Origin of the sequence: Hydrogenophaga pseudoflava (assembly GCF_031020795.1) — a bacterium.
GTDB classification, from domain to species: domain Bacteria; phylum Pseudomonadota; class Gammaproteobacteria; order Burkholderiales; family Burkholderiaceae_C; genus Hydrogenophaga; species Hydrogenophaga pseudoflava_A.
This window is the reverse complement of the sequence record NZ_JAVHJP010000008.1, coordinates 124966-144129: the sequence shown is the minus strand read 5'-3', so window position 1 is coordinate 144129 and position 19164 is coordinate 124966. Positions and strand designations below refer to the sequence as shown.

The following is a 19164-nucleotide window of genomic DNA, read 5'->3' as shown; positions in this document are numbered from 1 at the left end:
ATTATGACGGTCAGCCCCCTCGACGGTTCCGCAGCGTCGGTTTCTGCTTTGTCGCCAAATGTGAACCCCGCCGACACCCCGTTGCACCTCCGTCTGGCCGAACACTCCCGCTTCGTGCAGCGGGTGCGGCGCCGCTACGAAAACGAACTCGGCTGCCTGCCGCCGGGCCCACCGGTGAAGGCGGCGATGAACGCCTGTCTGGCCACACTGACCGAGCGCGGCCTGCCCATGCCCGCCGCCCTGCGCGTGCTGCGCCAGCTGGTGATGGAGCGCCTGGTGGTGCTGGACTGCGAACAGGGCGGGTCGCTGGCAGACATCACCCGCGCCGTGACCGAACTGGCCGAGCTGGCCCTGGACCAGGCCTGCCGGCTGGCTTTCGCCGATCTGGACGAGTTGCACGGTGCACCGCAGGCCGAAAACGGCCAGCGCGCCCAGCTCTGGGTGATCGGCATGGGCAAGCTCGGTGCGCGCGAGCTCAACGTCTCCAGCGACATCGACCTGATCTATGTCTACGACGCCGACGGCGAGACCGCCGGCAACGCGGCAGGGCGCCACCGCATCAGCAACCACGAGTACTTCGGCAAGGCGGTCAAGCACATCTACAACACGGTGGGCGAGACCACCGAGCACGGCTGCGTGTTCCGGGTCGACCTGGCGCTGCGGCCCAATGGCAACTCCGGCCCCGCCGCGGTGTCACTGGGCGCGCTGGAAGAGTACTTCCTGGTGCAGGGCCGCGAGTGGGAGCGTTTCGCCTGGCTCAAGAGCCGCGTGATCGCGCCGGCCGCCTGCATCGCCGACAAGAGCGCCAGCGCGCTGCGCGGGGCCGTGCTGCCCTTCGTGTTCCGCAAGTACCTGGACTACAACGTCTTCGACTCGCTGCGCACCCTGCACCGCCAGATCCGCGACCACGCGGCCAAGCGCGCCGCCGGCAACCCGGGCCGCGCCAACGACGTCAAGCTCTCGCGCGGGGGCATCCGGGAGATTGAGTTCACCGTGCAGCTGCTGCAGGTGGTGCGCGGCGGCCAGTTCCCCGAACTGCGCACCAGGCCCACGCTGGACGCGCTGCAGCGCGTGGCCAAGGCCAACCTCATGCCGCGCACCACGGCCGATGCGCTGGCCGCGGCCTATGAGTTCCTGCGCAAGGTCGAGCACCGCATCCAGTACCTGGACGACCAGCAGACCCACCTGATCCCCACCCGCGACGACGACCTCGCCTGGATCGCCGCGACCCTGGGCTTCCCCGACATGTGCGCCTTCCTGTGCGCCCTGGACACCCACCGCGAGACCGTGGCCCACGAGTTCGACATCCTGCTCGGCGGCGCGCCGGGTGGCGGCTGCAACGGCAAGGGCTGCCACAAGAACGGCTCGCGCGGCGCGGTGGAAGACCTGCAGGGTGTGATGGCCGGCCTGCCCGAGGCCTTTGCTGCGAAGGTGGCGCAGTGGTGCCAGCACCCGCGGGTGCTGGCGCTGCGCGAGGACGCGCGCCTTCGTCTGGTGCGCCTGGTGCAGCGCACCGGCGCCTGGCTCGACGAAGGGCGCGTCAACGAACAGGCCGCACTGCGCCTGGCCGACTGGATCGAGCCGCTGCTGCGGCGCGAGAGCTACCTGGCGCTGCTGCAGGAGCGGCCTTCGGTGCACGAACGGCTGCTGCGCATCCTGGGCGCGGCCAAGTGGCCGGCGCGCTACCTGCTCAAGCACCCGGGCGTGATCGACGAGCTGGCCAGTCGCCAGCTCATGGAAGAGCGGTTCGACGCCGCCCAGTTCGAGGCCGATCTCGAAGACCGCCGCCACGCGCTGCGCCGCACCGGCGAGGACGACGAGGAAGAGCTGCTGAACCTGCTGCGCCGCGCCCACCACGCCGAGGTGTTCCGCACCCTGGCGCGCGACATCGAGGGCGTGCTGACGGTGGAGCAGGTGGCCGACGACCTGAGCGCGCTGGCCGATGCGGTGCTGCGCGTGACCGCACGCTGGTGCTGGGCGCGGCTGAAGAACCGCCACCGCGAGGAGCCGGCGCTGGCCATCATCGGCTACGGCAAGCTCGGCGGCAAGGAACTGGGCTACGGCAGCGACCTGGACATCGTGTTCGTCTACGAGGACGACCACGAGAACGCCAGCGAGGTCTACGCCGCCTTCGTGCGCAAGCTGATCAACTGGCTGCAAGTCAAAACCGGCGAGGGCGACCTGTTCGAAATCGACACCGCGCTGCGCCCCAACGGCAACTCGGGCCTGCTGGTGACCAGCTTCACGGCCTATGAGAACTACCAGCGCGGCCGCGGCAGCAACACGGCATGGACCTGGGAGCATCAGGCCATGACCCGCGCCCGATTCGTGATGGGCATGCCGGACCTGCTGCCGCGTTTCGACGCCGTGCGCGAGGCCGTCATCACCGCCGGGCGCGACCGCGCGGCGCTGGCGCAGGAGATCGTCGCCATGCGCGAGAAGGTGCGCGGCGCCCACCCGGTGCGCGGCGAGCAGTTCGACGTCAAGCACAGCCCCGGCGGCATGGTCGACGTGGAGTTCGTGGTGCAGTACCTGGTGCTGGCGCACTCGGGTGAACACCCGGAACTGCGCGGCAACCTGGGCAACATCGCCCTGCTGCAACGCGCCGAAGCCGTGGGTCTGCTGCCCATGGGCGTGGGCCAGGAAGCCGCCGACGCCTACCGCGAGCTGCGCGCGATCCAGCACCGTGCCCGGCTGGACGAGGCCCCGACGCAGATCCCGGCCGGGGCCGCCGCCGGCATGGCGGCTGCGGTGCAGGCGCTCTGGCGCCACGCGCTGGGCAAGGCGGTATAGCCCCCACGCTCCACCGCTGGCGCGGGTCGCTGCCCCCCCCTATGGGGCTGGGCCAGCCTTGGGGCGGCCCGGCGGCTGCCCGCAGCCCCCCCGCTCCGCCGCCGCGCGGGTCCGTTCCGGCAATAACCCTCCGCCCGACATGGGTGTCGGAAAGAATGTTTCGGTCGTTTTGTGACTGATCAGTCACAATAAAACCGAACAGTTCAATTCGGCACATCAGCCACCGGAGGGCATATGGTCATCACACCGCGGAACTTTTCCGCCGCGAATCCGCTCAATGCTTTCACGATGGCACCAAAGGTGGTGCCGTCGGATGTTCAGATTTATGCACTGCGAAGCCTTTCGCCCGTCGTGGCGGATGAAATCCCGAGGCGCTTCTCCTCCTCCTCCCTCCCTCCCTCCTTCGCGTCGGGGCGCTTCGCAGGCTTTTCTTCTTCCCCTCTCCGCCGCTCCCACGGGGCGGTGGCCTTCCAGGGCTGAGCCATGTACTCGGCCCACCAACCCGCCTCGATCGGCGGCGCACCCATCCGCCGCCCTCGCGTGGCCATCGTCGGCTCCGGCATTGCCGGTCTGGCCGCCGCGCATACGCTGACCGGCCTGGCCGAACTCACCCTGTTCGAGGCCGGGGACTACTTCGGCGGCCACACCCACACGGTCGACGTGACCCTGCCGGACACCCAGGGCCGCCCCACCACCTTCGGCGTCGACACCGGGTTCCTCGTTCTCAATGAACGCACCTACCCCAACCTGCTGGCACTGTTCGACCAGCTGGACGTGCCGATCGCGCCGTCCGACATGTCGTTTTCCGTGCAGGCGCCGGGCGCCGGGCCGCGCGGATCGGCACTGGAGTGGAGCGGCAGCGACCTCTCCACCGTGTTCGCGCAGCGCGAAAACCTGCGCAACCCGCGCTTCTGGCGCATGCTGGCCGACATCCTGCGCTTCAACCGCCTGACCACGAAGCTGGCGCGGCGCGGCGACGACCTGGGCGCCGACAGCCCGCTGCTGGAGCCGCTGGGCGACTTTCTCGAGCGCCACCGCTTCTCGGCCGCTTTCCGCGACTGGTACTTCCTGCCCATGATGGGCTGCATCTGGAGCTGCCCCACCGACCAGATGCTGCGCTTCCCGGTCGCGACCATGGTGCGCTTCTGCCACAACCACGGCCTGATCCAGGTGACCCACCGGCCTCAGTGGTACACGGTGGCCGGCGGGGCGCGGCAGTATGTGGAGAAGATCGTCGCCCGCATCCCGGACCGGCGCCTGAACAGCCCCGTGCAAAGTGTGCTGCGCGACGACCAAGGCGTGCGCGTGGTGACCGAAGGCCGGGTCGAACGCTTCGACGCCATCGTCATGGCCTGCCACAGCGACCAGGCGCTGGCCATCCTGGGCGAGGCCGCGACGCCCGAGGAGCGCGAGGCGCTGGGCGCGGTGCGCTACCAGCCCAACCGCGCGGTGCTGCACACCGACGCCTCGGTGCTGCCGCAGCGCCAGAAGGCCTGGGCGGCCTGGAACTACGAGGCGGGCGGCGCCAGCGACGAGCCGCGAGTCTGCCTGCACTACCTGCTCAACAAGTTGCAGCCGCTGCCGGTGGAGACGCCGGTGATCGTCTCGCTCAACCCGCAGCGCGCCATCGATCCGGCGACCGTGATCGGTGAATACGACTACGCACACCCGGTGTTCGACCTGGCCGCGATCCGCGCCCAGAAGGCCATGGTCGAACTGCAGGGCCGGCACGACACCTTCTACGCCGGGGCGTGGATGGGTTACGGCTTCCACGAGGACGGTCTCAAGGCCGGCCTGCGCGCGGCGCGCGAACTCATCATGGCGCACGACCTGCTGCCGCGGCGCTCGGCCGCCGAGCAGCGCGACACCGCCCTGCCCGGGGTGTTCGCATGAACACGGACGCAGCTCGCGCCACGCAGGCCCTGGTCGGTTTCGGCCAGGTGCGCCACGCGCGCTCGCGTCCGAAAGCCCACGCCTTCGCCTACCCGACCTTCTTCCTGATGCTGCCGCTGCGCAGCCTGCGCACGCACGGCAACGGCGCGCTGACGCGCAACCGCGCCGCCGCGCTGGCCTTCCACGACCGCGACCACGGCGACGGCGGGGCCGACTGCCTGGCCTGGCTCGACGGCCTGCTGGCCCTGCACGGCATCGGCGACGCGGACGGCGAGGTCTGGCTGCACACCTACCCGCGCGTGCTGGGCTACGTGTTCAAGCCGGTGAGCTTCTGGTACTGCCACCGCGCCGACGGCACGCTGCGCGCCGTGCTCGCCGAGGTCAACAACACCTTCGGCGAGCGCCACTGCTACCTGCTCGATGCCCCGCGCCACGGCGTGGCGGTCACGGCGGACAAGGTCTTCCACGTCTCTCCCTTTGCGCCGGTGCGCGGCGAATACCGCTTCGTCTTCATGCGCACGCAGCACGGCGGCGAGGACCGCACCGTGGTGCGCATCGACTTCCACGACGAGCCCGGCGCCGAAGCCCTGATCCGCACCAGCGTCAGCGGCACGCTGCAGCCGTTGGACGCCGCCAGCACCCGCCGCGCGCTCTGGGGCCACCCGCTGATGACGCTGGGCGTGATCGCCCGCATCCACTGGCAGGCCCTGCGCCTGTGGCTCAAGCAGGCGCCCTTCTTCCGCCAGCCCGCCGCGCCGACGGACTTCGTGACCCCCGGCCACCCGGCCTCCCGCTGACCCTTGCCATCTGAGACGACATGAACAGCACCACCGCCCCGCAAAGCGCCGGCCTGTCCCTGCCCCGCCACGCCCCGGCCGCCGCCCGCACCACCCTGCAGCTGTTGCAGCGCCTGCGCCATGGCTCGCTCACGCTGCAGCTGCCCGACGGGACGGTGCACCGCTTCGGGGGAGGCGCCGGGCCACTGGCCTCGATGCGACTGGCCAACTGGAACGTGTTCGGTGCCGCACTCAGGTCGGGCGACATCGGTTTCGCCGAAAGCTACATTGCCGGCGACTGGAGCACGCCGCAGCTGTCCGACCTGCTGCGCCTGCTGATCGCCAACCGCGAGGCGCTGGAGGATGTGGTCTACGGCTCCTGGATCGGCCGGCTGGCCTACCGCCTGCGCCACCTGCTCAACCGCAACAGCAAGACCAACAGCCGCAGGAACATCCACGCCCACTACGACCTGGGCAACGCCTTCTACGGGCTCTGGCTGGACGAGACCTGGAACTACTCGTCGGCGCTGTACGAGCAGCCCGGGATGGACATGGTGGCCGCGCAGCACGCCAAGGTGCGGCGCGCGCTGCGCATGGCCAGCGTGCAGCCGGGCGACCGCGTGCTGGAGATCGGTTGCGGCTGGGGCGCGCTGGCGGAAAAGGCCCTCACCGAATTCGGCGCCGCGGTGACCGGCGTGACGCTCTCGACCGAACAGCTGGCGTTCGCGCAGAAGCGCAACCCGGGCGCCGACCTGCGGTTGCAGGACTACCGCGACATCGGCGATGCGCCGTTCGATGCGATCTGCTCGATCGAGATGGTCGAGGCCGTGGGTCGCGAGTACTGGGACACCTATTTCAATGCCGTCTCGCGCCTGCTCAAGCCCGGTGGCCGCGCCTGCATCCAGAGCATCACCATCCGCGACGACCTGTTCGAGCGCTACGTCGCCGGCACCGACTTCATCCAGCAGTACATCTTCCCGGGTGGCTGCCTGCCCAGCCCTTCGCAGTTCCGCGCCGCCGCCGAACGCGCCGGCCTCCAGGTGGTGGACCAGTTCCACTTCGGCCCCGACTACGCGCAGACGCTGCGGGTCTGGCGCCAGCAGTTCCTGCTGCAGCAGGACCGGGTGCTGCAGCAGGGCTTCGACCAGCGCTTCCTGCGCACCTGGGAGTTCTACCTTGCCTACTGCGAGGCGGCCTTCGACGAGGGCAATACCGACGTCGTGCAGTTCACCCTGCGCAAGCCCGCCTGACCGCAGGAGGACCGGCCGTGCGACACCCCCTGCCACAGCGAGCCTTCACCATGGTGGCCATCACCGCGGCGTTGTGGCTTCCCCTGGCCGCCCCGGTGCAGGCCAACACGCCGGCCGAGGCCGCCGAGGCCGCGCTCTCGGGCAAGGCGCCGCGCGGGCAATCGCTATTTCGCTACTGGGGCTTCGAGGTCTACGTCGCCACGCTCTACACCACGCCCGCGTTTCGGGCCGAAGACTTCGAGCAGCAGCGCCTGGCGCTGGAACTGCAGTACCGGCGCGCCTTCAAGGGCGCCGACATCGCCCAGCGTTCGATCGACGAGATGCAGGACATCGCGCCGCTGGCGCCCACCCAGGCCGCCGAGTGGAAAGCCGCCATGGAGCGCGTGTTCCCGGACGTCGCGCCCGGCGACCGGCTGATGGGTGTGCACCTGCCCGGCCGGGGCGCGCACTTCTACTACAACGGCCGCCTGCGCGGCGTGGTCGACGACCCGGTGTTCGCCGAGCGCTTCTTCGGCATCTGGCTCTCGCCGCGCACCTCGCAACCGCGTCTGCGCGAAGCCCTGATCGCCGGGGCCGCACGCTGAACCACCCATGGACACCAGCACCACCCTCGCCCCCGCCGAGCGCTTCACCGCGCCCGGCGCCTGGCGCGCCGGCTTGCGCTATGGGCTGCTGGGCCTGCCCCTGGCCTTCGTCGCCTTGCCGCTGTACGTGGTGCTGCCCAACCACTACGCGCGTTCGTTCGGTGTGCCGCTGGCGGCCCTGGGCGCGGTGCTGCTGGCGGCGCGCCTGTTCGACGCGCTGCTGGACCCCTGGATCGGCCGCTGGATCGACCGGCTGTTCGCCCGCAGCCACCGCCTTGTGTTGGGCGCGGGCGCGGCGGCGGCGGTGGTGCTGGCCCTGGGTCTGTGGGGCCTGCTGTTTCCGCCGCCGGCCCTGCGCGGCGACGTGGCGCCGCTGCTGGCCTGGGCGGGCGCGCTGATGGCCCTCACCTACACCGCCTACAGCGTGGCCAGCGTGGCGCACCAGACCTGGGGCACGCGCCTGGGCGGCACCGAGGCGCAACGCAGCCGCGTCAGCGCCTGGCGCGAAGGCCTGGCCCTGGTGGGCGTGCTCACCGCCGCCGTGCTGCCGGGCACCCTGGGCCTGGGCGCCACCGTGGCCGCGTTTGCGGTGCTGCTGGCGCTGGGCTGGTGGGCCTGGAGCGCCGCCGTGGTGCCCACGGCACGCGGCCTGACGCTGGGGGGGCTGGCGCACCAGAACACGCTGGCCCACCCCCTGCGCCAGCCCCGCTTCGTGCGCCTGCTGGTGGTGTTCGTGGTCAACGGCACGGCCAGCGCCGTACCCGCCACGCTCGTTCTTTTTTTCGTGCAGGACCGGCTGGAGGCGCCGGCTTCCGTCGAGCCGGCCTTCCTGGCCACCTACTTCCTGTGCGCCGCGCTCTCGCTGCCGCTGTGGGTGCGGCTGGTGCCGCGCCTGGGCCTGGCGCGCAGCTGGCTGGCGGGCATGGCGCTGTCGGTGGGGGTCTTTGTCTGGGCCGCCACGCTGGGCACGGGCGATGTGCCCGCCTTCCTGATCGTCTGCGCGCTCTCCGGCGTGGCCCTGGGCACCGACCTGGCCCTGCCCTCGGCGCTGCTGACGGGCCTGATGGACGAGCTGGGTGAACGCGGACAGCGCGAGGGCGCCTACCTCGGCTGGTGGAACTTCGCCGCCAAGCTGAACCTGGCCCTGGCCGCCGGCCTGGCCCTGCCACTGCTGGGGGCCTTCGGCTACCAGCCCGGCGCGCGCGATCCACAGGCCCTGTGGACGCTCACCGTCGCCTATTGCCTGCTGCCCTGCGGCCTGAAGCTGCTGGCCGCCGGCCTGCTGCAGGTCCTGGTCATCCGCCCCGCCTCGCCGCGCACGCCGCTGCCCGACACCCTGAAAGCCCACCCATGAAAAGACGACTGCTGCTCACCGCCGGCGCCGCAACGGCCACCCTCGCCCTCACCGGCTGTGCCGGTCCGCAGGTGGGCGACTACGCCACCGAAAAACCCGCGCTGGACCTGCGCCGGTACTTCAACGGCACGCTGGACGCCTACGGCGTGTTCACCGACCGCAGCGGCCAGGTGGTGCGGCGCTTCACCGTGGTGATGCGCTGCAGCTGGAACGGCGACGAGGGCGTGCTCGACGAGGACTTCACCTACTCGGACGGCACCACCCAGAAGCGCGTCTGGCGCCTGAAGCACGAGGGCAACGGCCGCTACACCGGCCGCGCCGACGACGTGGTGGGCGTGGCCGAGGGCCAGACCGCGGGCAACGCCTTCCGCTGGGGCTACACGCTGGCGCTGCCGGTGGATGGCCGGGTCTGGAACGTGCAGTTCGACGACTGGATGTACCTGCTGGACGAGCGCGTGATGCTCAACAAGGCGGTGATGAGCAAGTTCGGCATCCGCCTGGGCGAGGTCACGCTCAGTTTCGTTCGGCGGACCTCATGAGCACCCACCGCAGCTTTGTCGAATCCGCCGCCGGCGCGGCCCGGCCGCGCGGCGGCCCCAGTCTGTGGGGCCCGTTCAACCCGCGCATCGGTGTCTGGCAAGGCCTGCGGGTGTGGGTGGTCGGCGCCTCCAGCGGCATCGGCCTGGCGGCCACGGAGCAGCTGATCGGCCTCGGTGCCACCGTGCTGGCCTCCGCGCGCAGCGAGACCGGCCTTCAGGCGCTGGTGGACCGTCACACCCGGTTGGGCCAGCCCGCCCCGGTGCAGGCCTGGCCCCTGGACGTGACCGACGAGCGGGCCGTGGCGCGGACCGCCCGTGCCGTGCTGGCCGAAGGGCCGGTCGATGTGCTGCTGTTCTGCGCCGGCCACTACCGCGCCCTGCGGGCCGAGGCCTTCGACCTGGCCGAGATGCAGCGCCACATGGCGATCAACTACGGCGGGGCGCTGAACCTGCTGGACGCCCTGCTGCCGGCCATGACCGCCCGTGGCCAGGGCCACATCAGCCTGGTCAGCAGCGTCGCCGGGTTCCGCGGCCTGCCCAAGGGCCTGGCCTACGGCCCGACCAAGGCCGCGCTGACCCACCTGGCCGAGACCCTCCACCTCGACCTGGCGCCGCGCGGAATCGGCGTGAGCGTGGTGCATCCCGGTTTCGTGAAAACGCCGCTGACGGCGCAGAACGACTTCTCGATGCCGGCGCTGATCTCGCCCGACGAGGCGGCCCGGGCCATGCTCCAAGGCATCGCGGCCGGCCGGTTCGAGGTCCACTTTCCGCGCCGTTTCACGTTCTGGATGAAGCTGCTGCGCCTGCTGCCGTACCGCGCCTATTTCCCGCTGGTGCACCGCGCCACCGGTCTATAAAGCGGCATGACCTCCACCACCAACCTGCGCGAAGCCGTCCAGCGGCTGGCCGACTTTTATGCGCGCCTGCAGCCGCAGGACCTGGACCGGCTGGGCAGCTTCTACACGCCCGACGCGCGCTTCAAGGACCCGTTCAACGACGTGCGCGGACTGCCCGCGATCCGCCGCATCTTCGAGCACATGTTCGCCTCGCTGCATGAGCCGCGCTTCGTCGTGACCGGCCAGCTGGTCGACGGCGACCAGGCCTTCCTGGTCTGGGAATTCCGCTTCCGCATGCGCCGCTTCGACACCCACACCGAACAGGTGGTGCGCGGCGGCTCGCACCTGCGGCTGGCAGCAGACGGCCGCGTGAGCGACCACCGCGACTACTGGGACGCGGCCGAAGAGCTGTACGAGAAGCTGCCCGTGCTGGGCTCGCTGATGCGCTGGCTCAGGCGCCAGGCCAGCCGCTGACCACCGGGGGCTGGTTCAGCTGGGGCGGGTGTCGGCGAAGCTCTGGCGCAGCGCCAGCTTGTCGGCCAGACGCGCCAGGTTGGGGTGCGTGGTGCGCCACTCCAGCTGCGGGAAGCGGAAGCTGAGATAACCCAGCGCGCAGCCCACGGCCAGATCGGAGAGGCTCAGGTGGATGCCCGAGCAGAAGGGCTTGTCGCCCAGGCCACGCGCCATGGCCACCAGCGCGGCGTCGACCTTGGCCATCTGGCGGTCGATCCAGGCCTGGCAACGCTGCTCCTCGCTGCGGCCGGGCCAGGTGGCCTCCAGCCGTGCCAGGATGGCGGCGTCCATCACCCCGTCGGCCAGCGCCTCCCAGGTCTTGACCTCGGCGCGCTCGCGGCCGGACGGCGGAATCAGCTTGCCCACCGGCGAGAGCGTGTCCAGGTACTCCACGATCACGCGCGAATCGAACACCGCCTCGCCGCCTTCCATGATCAGGCAGGGCACCTTGCCCAGCGGGTTGGAGGTGGCGATGGAAGTGTCGGCCGACCACACGTCTTCCTGGATGAACTGGTAGTCGAGCTTTTTCTCGGCCATGACGACGCGCACTTTGCGGACGTACGGGCTGGTGACGGCGCCGATGAGTTTCATGAGGAATGGAGTTGTGGGGGTCCCTGGGCAAGCCATTTTAGCGAGCGCAGCCCTGGCCCGTGCCCGGGGCGGGAGATCGGCCGGGCGCCGGACCCGCCTTCTACAATCCGGGGATGCGCCCGACCTCTGCCCCCTCCGCCGCCAACGGCACCCTCACCCCCGTTTCCGCCCTCTCGCCGCTGGACGGCCGCTACGCCGGCAAGCTGGCGCCGCTGCGCCCGTTCATGAGCGAGCAAGGCTACATGCACCGCCGCGTGCAGGTCGAGATCGCCTGGTTCATCGCCCTGTCCGACGCCGGTTTCGACGAGTTCCAACCGCTCTCGCCCGGTGCCCGCACCTACCTGATGGGCCTGGTAAAGAACTTCTCCGAGGCCGATGCCGTGGCCATCAAGGAGATCGAGAAGACCACCAACCACGACGTCAAGGCCGTCGAGTACTGGATCAAGTCCAAGTTCGACGCGCGCCCCGAGCTGGAGAAGGCCGCCGAGTTCGTGCACTTCGCCTGCACCAGCGAAGACATCAACAACACCAGCCATGCCCTGCAGCTCAAGGGCGGCCGCGACGCGGTGCTGCTGCCCGCACTGGACCAGGTGATCGCACGCCTGCGCGAGATGGCGCACCAGTTCGCCGACGTGCCCATGCTCAGCCGCACCCACGGCCAGACCGCCAGCCCGACCACCGTCGGCAAGGAACTGGCCAACGTCGTCGTCCGTCTGGCTGGCGCACGCGAGCGCATTGCCGCCGTCAAGCTGATGGGCAAGATGAACGGCGCCGTGGGCAACTACAACGCCCACCTGAGCGCCTGGCCCGACTTCGACTGGGAAGCCTTCAGCAAGAAGGTCATCGAAACGCCCGAACCTCTGGGCCTGGGCCTGACCTTCCAGCCATATTCGATCCAGATCGAGCCGCACGACTACATGGCCGAGCTGTTCGACGCCATCGCCCGCACCAACACCATCCTGATCGACCTCGCGCGCGACATCTGGGGGTATGTGAGCCTGGGCTACTTCAAGCAGAAGCTCAAAGCCGGCGAGATCGGCTCGTCCACCATGCCGCACAAGGTGAACCCGATCGACTTCGAGAACGCCGAAGGCAACCTGGGCCTGGCCAACGCGGTGCTCAAGCACCTGAGCGAAAAGCTGCCGGTCAGCCGCTGGCAGCGCGACCTGACGGACTCCACCGTGCTGCGCAACATGGGTGTCGGTCTGGGCTACGCGGTGCTGGCCTACAGCTCGCTCATGACCGGCCTGAACAAGCTGGAACTCAATGAAGAGGCGCTGGCCGCCGACCTCGACGCGTCCTGGGAAGTGCTGGCCGAGCCGATCCAGACCGTGATGCGCCGCTTCGGGGTGCAGGGCGCCTACGAGAAGCTCAAGGAAGTCACGCGCGGCAAGACCGTGACGGCCGAGGCCCTGCATGCGCTGATCCGCAGTCTGGAGATCCCTCAGTCCGAGAAGGACCGCCTGCTGGCCATGACGCCGGGCAGCTACGTCGGCAAGGCCGCCGAACTGGCACGCCGCACGTAATTCTTTTGAATAAATCTGACCGGGGCCGGGCGCCAGTCGTCCGGCCCTTTTGCTTCTCGGGCGGAGCAAGCCGCATCGTTGTGCGGTTTTTCATGCACAGTGTGGTTGTGGTTTGACATATCGCAAGCGGCACTGGCGGGTCACGGCCCTACAGTCCTCCGCTTGCATTTTTTAACAACTGCCGCCCAACGGAGGGTGGACGCGCGCCCGAGGAGCCCCGGCCATGGCCATTGAACTGTTCAACCAGAACGGGCACGTCTGCCTGATGTTCGCCCACCTCAGCGACGAGGGCGGCGAGGCCGTCCAGGCCAACCAGTTCCTGGTGATCGACGGCGACCAGGGCGCGATCATCGATCCGGGCGGCAACATGGCCTACAACGAGTTGCTGCTGACCATCGGCCGCTATTTCCCGCCGAACAAGCTCACCGAGATCCTGGCCTCCCACGCCGACCCGGACATCATCGCCTCGCTGGACCGCTGGATGACCAGCACCCAGGCCACGCTCTACATCTCCAAGCTGTGGGAGCGCTTCGCCCCCCATTTCTGCAAGCCGGGCAAGACCGCCGGCCGCATCGTCGGCATCCCCGATCCCGGCATGCGCATCAAGCTCGGGCGCAGCGAAATCATCGCCCTGCCGGCGCACTTCATGCACGCGGAGGGCAACTTCCAGTTCTGGGACCCGGTCAGCCGGATCCTGTTCTCCGGAGACCTGGGCGTGTCGCTGGGCACGTCGAAGGACGCCTCCACGCCCATCACCAGCCTGGCGCCCCACTTGGCCCGCATGGAGGGGTTCCACCGCCGCTACATGGTCTCGCAGAAGATCCTGCGGCTGTGGGCGAACATGGTGCGGGACCTGCCGATCAAGATGATCGTGCCGCAACACGGCGCCCCGCTGGCCGGCGACGCGGTCAAGGAGTTCATCGGCTGGATCGGCGACCTGACCTGTGGCATCGACAACGTGACACAGGCGAACTACACGGTCCCTGCCTGACCCTTTTTCTCTTCAATCGCCCGCTCGGCGTAGCGGTTGAAGCGCCAGGCGTCGCCCTGCAGGGTGATGCGCCGCCAGACCCCCCTTTTTTCGGCCGGGCTCATGGCCGTCCAGTGCTGCACCTCGTCAAAACTGCGGCCGCAGCCCTTGCACACCTCGTCGCCCTGGCTGGTGGAGCAGATGGCGATGCAGGGCGTGTCCGGCGTGGTGTCGAACCAGGCCAGCCAGGCCTGGCGCGCAGCCTGCGACAGCCACGCTTCGTCCGCCTCGGTCTGCCGGTGGTAGGCCATCAGGGCATAGACCTCGGCCAGGGCGCGCAGTGGCGGCGCCAGAGGCGCACCTGCGTCGGGCGAGGGTGAGCGCTCACGCCAGTAGTTGATGGCGGCCTCGATGTCGGTGATGTGGATGCCGGCCATGGGACGGCGATGATACGGTGTGGAAAGTGCTTACCTGCGACCAGCGTCGGACGGGAGGCCGCGCCGCTACAATCGCCGGACTCGAAGGGGAGTAGCTCTCCGGGAGGGAACCGCGCCCCGCGCACCGTTTCTGCCCGTTCGGGTCGTCGTCAGGACGAAGCACATGCTTCCGGCGATCCGAGCCCGGTGCCCGCCACCGGCCTGAGCAAGACCTTTGGACCGTCCCTGCGGACCGATCAAGGCCTCATTGCCCCTTCGCGCCGATGTCCACCATCTGGCGCCCAGGGTCGGTCTGCGCCGGAAGCGGCCTGTATGGGCCCATCACCACACAACGAGGCAGCCAATGGATTTCCTGACTTCACCCGAGTTCTGGGTCGCCCTGGGACAAATCATCATCATCGACATCCTGCTCGGAGGCGACAACGCGGTCGTGATCGCGCTGGCCTGCCGCAAACTGCCCCCCGCACAGCGCACCAAGGGCATCATCTGGGGCACGGCGGGCGCCATCATCCTGCGCGTGGTCCTGATCGCTTTCGCCATGACGCTGCTGAACGTGCCCTTCCTCAAGCTGGTGGGCGCGATCCTGCTGGTCTGGATCGGCATCAAGCTGATCGCACCCGATGAAGACGGACACGGCGACATCCAGGGCAGCGACAAGCTGTTCGCCGCCATCAAGACCATCATCGTGGCCGACCTGGTGATGAGCGTGGACAACGTGATTGCCATCGCCGGCGCCGCCCAGAACGCGGGCGAGCACTCGCTGCTGCTGGTGGTGTTGGGCCTGTTGATCTCCATCCCCATCATCGTCTGGGGCAGCACCCTGGTCATCAAGCTGATGGCCCGCTTCCCGGTGATCATCGTGGCCGGCGGCATGCTGCTGGGCTGGATCGCGGGCGGCATGCTGGTGACCGACCCGGCCTTCGTCAACCCCGACAAGTGGACCTGGATGCCCAAGCTGGGCTCCGTGGACGAAAAGGGTCTGGCCGTCATTTCCGACACCCTGTACTGGACCGCCCACATTGCCGGCGCCCTGCTGGTGCTGGCCATCGGCAAGTTCGTGGCCTCGCGCCAGAAGCCGGCGGAAGAAGCCGGCGCCTGATCGGCCAAGCTCTCTGCGCCCTGGGGCGGCCTTCCGAAAGGGGCCGCCCTTTCTCATGGCCGGTGCTATGCTGGCCGCATGAAAACAATCGTGACCTGGCTGCTCGCCGCCTGCGCCTTGCTTCTGGTGGCCTATCTGTACCCCGGGGTGCAGGTTCAGAACTTCACTTCGGCGCTGATCGCCGCGTTCGTGATCGGGCTGTTCAACATGGTGTTGCGGCCGATCCTTGTGCTGCTGACCCTGCCGGTCACGGTGATCACGCTGGGCCTGTTCCTGTTCGTGATCAACGCCTTGCTGTTCTGGGCTGCGGCCAGCGTGCTGGACGGTTTCCACGTCAACGGTTTCGGCGCCGCGCTGCTGGGATCGCTGATCTACTCGGCGATCATGCTGGTGGTGGATGCCGCGGTGAAGTCACTCCTGTCGCGCTGATTCGCGCAGCAGTTCCTCCACTTCGCGCCGGCGCACGTCGACAATGGCCAGTTCCATCGGATCGGCGTTGCGCTCCGCCGGCGGCAGCATCTGCGCGGCGCGCAGGCGGTCGGCCGCCCCGGCATAGTCCATCTGCGCCGCCCGCGCTTCGGCCTCCGAACGCACCGATCGCAGGCGCTGCCCCAGCGCGGCCTGCACCCGTGAGAGCGTCTGCCAGGCCTGCGCATCCTTCGGCTGTGCCACCACCCAGGCCTGCAGGCGGGCCGCCGCCCCGGCCAGCGCCCCCGGACTCGCCAGCGCCGCCTGCGCTCCGAGCAGCAGATCGGCCCGGGTGCTCCCGGCGAGCGCCTGGTCCCTCAGCGTCACCAGCGAAGCGTCGTTGAGCGAGCGGGCATGCGGCCCGGCCAGGATTTCCAGTTGCAGCAGATCCCAGGTGCCCTGGGTGCCGGGCGCTGCGGCCACACGGGCCTGGCGCGCGATGGACAGCGCCTGCGCCGACTGCCCCAGTCGGTGGGCCGACAGGGCGGCCGCGTACTGGGCGGCGGGCGCCGCGTTGGGCGCCTGACCTGCCTGCAGCCAGGCGCGCTGGCGGTCGGGGCCGTTCTCCGACAGCACCCGGGCGCGGGCCGCCATCAATGAATGCAGGGCCTTGGGCGGCGTGGCCGCCGGGCCCGCCACCGGCGCACCGACGCGCGGACCGCTCGGCGGCGCTTCGGCCAGCGGCACCCGGGCCCGCATGTCGGCCATGCGCTCGCTGGTCAGCGGGTGGCTGCGCAGATAGGGGAACGACCCGTCGTCATTCAGCCGGGCCGCCTGCTGGAGTTTCTCGAACATGGTCACAAAGCCCAGCGGCTCGAATCCGGCACCGGTCAGCACGCCGAAGCCGACCCGGTCGGCCTCGCGCTCCATGTCGCGCGAGAAGTTGAGCTGGTTCTGGATCGCCACCGCCTGGCTGCCGGCAATGGCCGCATTGGCCACATCCACATTGGCCCGCGCCGCCAACACCCCCAGGATGAGGGCGCCCATGAGCCAGGGCGCCGCCTGGTCCTGCTTGGAGAGCATGCGCGCAATGTGGCGCTGCGACACATGGCTGAGTTCGTGGGCGAGCACGCTGGCCAGCTCCGGCGACGTCTCGGTCGCTGCCACCAGCCCGAGATGCACACCCAGATAGCCGCCGGGCAGCGCGAACGCATTGACCCGTTTGTCACGCGAGATCAGCAGTTGCCAGGCCAGCCGGTCCGACAGTTCGGGCGGCACATCGCCCCGCGCCCGCGCGGCGCCCAGCAGGGGCTGCCAGAGCGTCTGCAGATAGTCGACCAGCACCGGATCGTCCAGGTAGTCCGGGTCGCGGTAGAGGTCGCGCGCGATGCTGTCACCCAGCCGCCGCTCGGCCGCGATGGACATGCCCGCGCCATCGCCCAGCGACGGCAGGTTGACGCCCGACTGGGCCAGCGTGACCGCGGAGGGCGGGAGTAGCAGTGCCGCGACCAGCACGGCGACGGACCAGCGGCGAAATGGCGGCAACATCGGAGAGCGAACGGGTGGAAGCATCCCCGTATGATGCCGCCAAGCCCCCGAGGTTTCTGTAAAGACCGCGCAAAGAACCGCCACCATGCCCGACACACCCGCCCAGCCCGCCAGCCCGCTCACCCATTTCGATGCCCAGGGCCAGGCCCACATGGTCGACGTGTCCGCCAAGGCCAGTACCCACCGGGTGGCCATCGCGGAGGGGCGCATCACCATGCTGCCCGAGACGCTGGCGCTGATCCGCAGCGGCAGCGCCAAGAAAGGCGACGTGCTCGGCATTGCCCGTATAGCGGGCATCCAGGGCGCCAAGAAAACCAGCGACCTGATCCCGCTGTGCCACCCGATCGCCCTCACGAGGGTGGCGGTGGAGTTCGAGGTGGACGAGGCTTCAAGCAGCGTGCTGTGCCGCGCAACCGCCGAATGCACCGGTCAGACCGGCGTGGAAATGGAAGCCCTGACCGCCGCCAGCGCGGCGCTGCTGACGATCTACGACATGTGCAAGGCAGTGGACCGCGGCATGACCATCAGCGGGGTGCGGCTGATGGAGAAACATGGCGGGAAGAGTGGGAGTTTTGTGGCGAGCTAAAAGCCGTCCACAGGCGCAAACGACTTGATCTCCGCGGATGTGGCGTCGACGAAAGCCACCCATCCTGTGGACTGAAAGCTCGTGATCGGCAGCCAACGCAGCTGCGCCTCCCGCAGACCACTCTCAGAGATGGAGATGTCGATCTGTGCTTTCTGGTCTGGACGCTTCTCGCGCAGCTCAGAGACGGGGCGCGCCTTTGCCAATAACCGAGGCCGAATCTCTTCATATGGGATCCACCAGTCGGGGCGCACCGCCTGTTCAATGCCCCCCAGCGAGAGGTCCAGGCTGCGCATCATCTCCTCGTTGTCCTTGGGCTGGCGCACTCCGATCACCTGCGGTCCCGACCAACCGATCACATGCAGGCCACCCCGTTCGGGGCGCAGCTGGTCGCGTTGGACATCGGCCATCGTGACCGCCCGGAATCGGTCCACCTCGAAGGCCAGGTACACGGGCCGCGCCTCCACCACCGTGTGCAAACCGTAGACCAGGGCAGCCAACTGGATCATGGCGACCAGCGACAGGTCCAGCGCAAGTTCCCGACGGGATTTGAGGTGGTTGAACAGCACCAGCGTGAGCAGCGGCCCACACACGACGTCCACTGCCACCACGATCAGGAACAGCTCCCGCCCGCCCACCAGTTCACGATACGGATAAGGAAACCAGACGCCGAATACCAGGCCAGCGGCCACCGCAGCCACCAGTGCACTGGCCAGCAGATGCCAGCCAGCGGCACCCAACGCACGACGCAGACGGGTTTTCACCATGTTCATCAAGGTCCATTGGTCAGACGGGCCGATGGTAGCGGCTTCAGTAGCCAAAAAAAAAGAGCGCCGAAGCGCTCTTTTGGAACTGACTTGGAGATCAGCGGCACTCGGCGGGAGCGAACTTGGAAGCCACGCCTGTAGCACCGATAGCAGCGATTGCCCCGCCCATGCGACGGTCCGGGGAAGAGGCAATGGCGTTGGTTGCGCTGACACAAGCCCAGTCAATCGCGCCGGTCTGGCCTGCAGCCCAGGCGTCTGCAAGGCTGACCGCGTCGGCGGTTTCGTTTCCGGTGCGCACACGCGGGTACAAGCGCAGGAGGTTCGCGGTTGCGGCGATACCACCGACGTTGTCAGCGTTGTACGTGATTTCGATGTGGAAATCGTCGTCGCCCGCGGCAGCTGCACCCTCTTGGTTGAACAGGATCGAGTCCACAAACTTGGAATTGGCACCGGTACCGTCCGATTGATCATTCCAGGTCGTCGTGTAGGCGCCAAGGTCCGTTGCGGAAGCAGCACCGTCCGTCGCCAACCCCGAACGGGCCGGCTGGGCCAGCGTGAAGCCTTCAGAGATGCGGGTACGGACCGTGTAATCCTGATAAGCCGGCAGGGCGATCGCAGCCAGGATACCGATGATGGCCACCACGATCATCAGTTCGATCAGGGTGAAACCTTTTTGCAGGGAACGCTTCATTGAAAA

General features: G+C 68.9%; 18 protein-coding genes and 1 pseudogene. 14 read left to right on the top strand and 5 right to left on the bottom strand.

Annotated elements, in window-relative coordinates:
* Positions 1-3 precede the first annotated feature (3 nt).
* From glnE to RCO38_RS21785, 9 genes are all read left to right on the top strand, one after another.
* Positions 4-2793, top strand: coding sequence for a bifunctional [glutamate--ammonia ligase]-adenylyl-L-tyrosine phosphorylase/[glutamate--ammonia-ligase] adenylyltransferase (glnE, locus tag RCO38_RS21825; RefSeq protein WP_308330557.1), 2790 nt, complete (start codon positions 4-6; stop codon positions 2791-2793).
* A 483-nt stretch (positions 2794-3276) separates the two neighbouring features.
* The gene (locus tag RCO38_RS21820; RefSeq protein WP_308330556.1) at positions 3277-4686 is read left to right on the top strand and encodes an NAD(P)/FAD-dependent oxidoreductase; all 1410 of its coding nucleotides are present in this window, start codon (positions 3277-3279) and stop codon (positions 4684-4686) included.
* Positions 4683-5483, top strand: coding sequence for a DUF1365 domain-containing protein (locus tag RCO38_RS21815; RefSeq protein ID WP_308330555.1), 801 nt, complete (start codon positions 4683-4685; stop codon positions 5481-5483). Before RCO38_RS21820 ends, RCO38_RS21815 begins: the two co-directional genes overlap by 4 nt.
* A gap of 20 nt (positions 5484-5503) precedes the next feature.
* On the top strand, positions 5504-6712 hold the full coding sequence (locus tag RCO38_RS21810) for a cyclopropane-fatty-acyl-phospholipid synthase family protein (protein ID WP_308330554.1): 1209 nt from the start codon (positions 5504-5506) through the stop codon (positions 6710-6712).
* Between the two features lie 17 nt (positions 6713-6729).
* Entirely contained in the window at positions 6730-7296 is a 567-nt protein-coding gene (locus tag RCO38_RS21805; protein ID WP_308330553.1) for a chalcone isomerase family protein, read from the top strand.
* 7 nt (positions 7297-7303) lie between these two features.
* On the top strand, positions 7304-8650 hold the full coding sequence (locus tag RCO38_RS21800; protein WP_308330551.1) for an MFS transporter: 1347 nt from the start codon (positions 7304-7306) through the stop codon (positions 8648-8650).
* Complete coding sequence (locus RCO38_RS21795; protein WP_308330550.1) at positions 8647-9189, top strand: DUF3833 domain-containing protein; 543 nt, start codon at positions 8647-8649, stop codon at positions 9187-9189. Before RCO38_RS21800 ends, RCO38_RS21795 begins: the two co-directional genes overlap by 4 nt.
* On the top strand, positions 9186-10046 hold the full coding sequence (locus RCO38_RS21790) for an SDR family NAD(P)-dependent oxidoreductase (protein ID WP_308330548.1): 861 nt from the start codon (positions 9186-9188) through the stop codon (positions 10044-10046). The genes RCO38_RS21795 and RCO38_RS21790 overlap by 4 nt, the downstream gene beginning before the upstream one ends.
* Positions 10047-10052: 6 nt before the next feature.
* Positions 10053-10499 (top strand): nuclear transport factor 2 family protein, encoded by a 447-nt coding sequence (locus RCO38_RS21785; RefSeq protein WP_308330547.1) that lies wholly within the window; start codon positions 10053-10055, stop codon positions 10497-10499.
* A 15-nt stretch (positions 10500-10514) separates the two neighbouring features.
* On the opposite strand, the gene RCO38_RS21780 is transcribed toward RCO38_RS21785, so the two are convergent.
* Positions 10515-11129 (bottom strand): glutathione S-transferase N-terminal domain-containing protein, encoded by a 615-nt coding sequence (locus RCO38_RS21780; RefSeq protein ID WP_308330546.1) that lies wholly within the window; start codon positions 11127-11129, stop codon positions 10515-10517.
* A gap of 113 nt (positions 11130-11242) precedes the next feature.
* On the opposite strand from RCO38_RS21780, the gene purB reads away from it, so the two are divergent.
* Together purB and RCO38_RS21770 are read left to right on the top strand one after the other, a co-directional pair.
* Positions 11243-12655 carry an adenylosuccinate lyase gene (gene purB, locus RCO38_RS21775; protein WP_308330545.1) on the top strand — a complete coding sequence of 471 codons (1413 nt, stop codon included), beginning with the start codon at positions 11243-11245 and terminating at the stop codon, positions 12653-12655.
* Between the two features lie 223 nt (positions 12656-12878).
* The gene (locus RCO38_RS21770) at positions 12879-13646 is read left to right on the top strand and encodes an MBL fold metallo-hydrolase (RefSeq protein WP_308330544.1); all 768 of its coding nucleotides are present in this window, start codon (positions 12879-12881) and stop codon (positions 13644-13646) included.
* Here RCO38_RS21770 and RCO38_RS21765 read toward each other — a convergent pair.
* Positions 13628-14062 carry a DUF3717 domain-containing protein gene (locus tag RCO38_RS21765; protein ID WP_308330543.1) on the bottom strand — a complete coding sequence of 145 codons (435 nt, stop codon included), beginning with the start codon at positions 14060-14062 and terminating at the stop codon, positions 13628-13630. The two genes, RCO38_RS21770 and RCO38_RS21765, sit on opposite strands and share 19 nt — an antisense overlap.
* Positions 14063-14405: 343 nt before the next feature.
* On the opposite strand from RCO38_RS21765, the gene RCO38_RS21760 reads away from it, so the two are divergent.
* Positions 14406-15161 carry a TerC family protein gene (locus RCO38_RS21760; protein WP_308330542.1) on the top strand — a complete coding sequence of 252 codons (756 nt, stop codon included), beginning with the start codon at positions 14406-14408 and terminating at the stop codon, positions 15159-15161.
* Between the two features lie 78 nt (positions 15162-15239).
* Positions 15240-15590 (top strand): phage holin family protein, encoded by a 351-nt coding sequence (locus RCO38_RS21755; RefSeq protein WP_308330540.1) that lies wholly within the window; start codon positions 15240-15242, stop codon positions 15588-15590.
* Here the strand turns inward: RCO38_RS21755 and RCO38_RS21750 are convergent.
* On the bottom strand, positions 15573-17141 hold the full coding sequence (locus RCO38_RS21750) for a M48 family metalloprotease (protein WP_308330539.1): 1569 nt from the start codon (positions 17139-17141) through the stop codon (positions 15573-15575). The genes RCO38_RS21755 and RCO38_RS21750 overlap by 18 nt on opposite strands.
* A 61-nt stretch (positions 17142-17202) precedes the next feature.
* Between RCO38_RS21750 and moaC the strand changes: the two genes are divergently transcribed.
* On the top strand, positions 17203-17703 hold the full coding sequence (gene moaC / locus RCO38_RS21745) for a cyclic pyranopterin monophosphate synthase MoaC (RefSeq protein WP_308330538.1): 501 nt from the start codon (positions 17203-17205) through the stop codon (positions 17701-17703).
* Here the strand turns inward: moaC and tfpZ are convergent.
* On the bottom strand, positions 17700-18473 hold the full coding sequence (gene tfpZ, locus RCO38_RS21740) for a TfpX/TfpZ family type IV pilin accessory protein (protein ID WP_308330537.1): 774 nt from the start codon (positions 18471-18473) through the stop codon (positions 17700-17702). The two genes, moaC and tfpZ, sit on opposite strands and share 4 nt — an antisense overlap.
* Before the next feature lie 576 nt (positions 18474-19049).
* A pseudogene (locus tag RCO38_RS24335) lies at positions 19050-19158 on the bottom strand (prepilin-type N-terminal cleavage/methylation domain-containing protein); the annotation flags it as partial.
* Between the last annotated feature and the right edge of the window lie 6 nt (positions 19159-19164).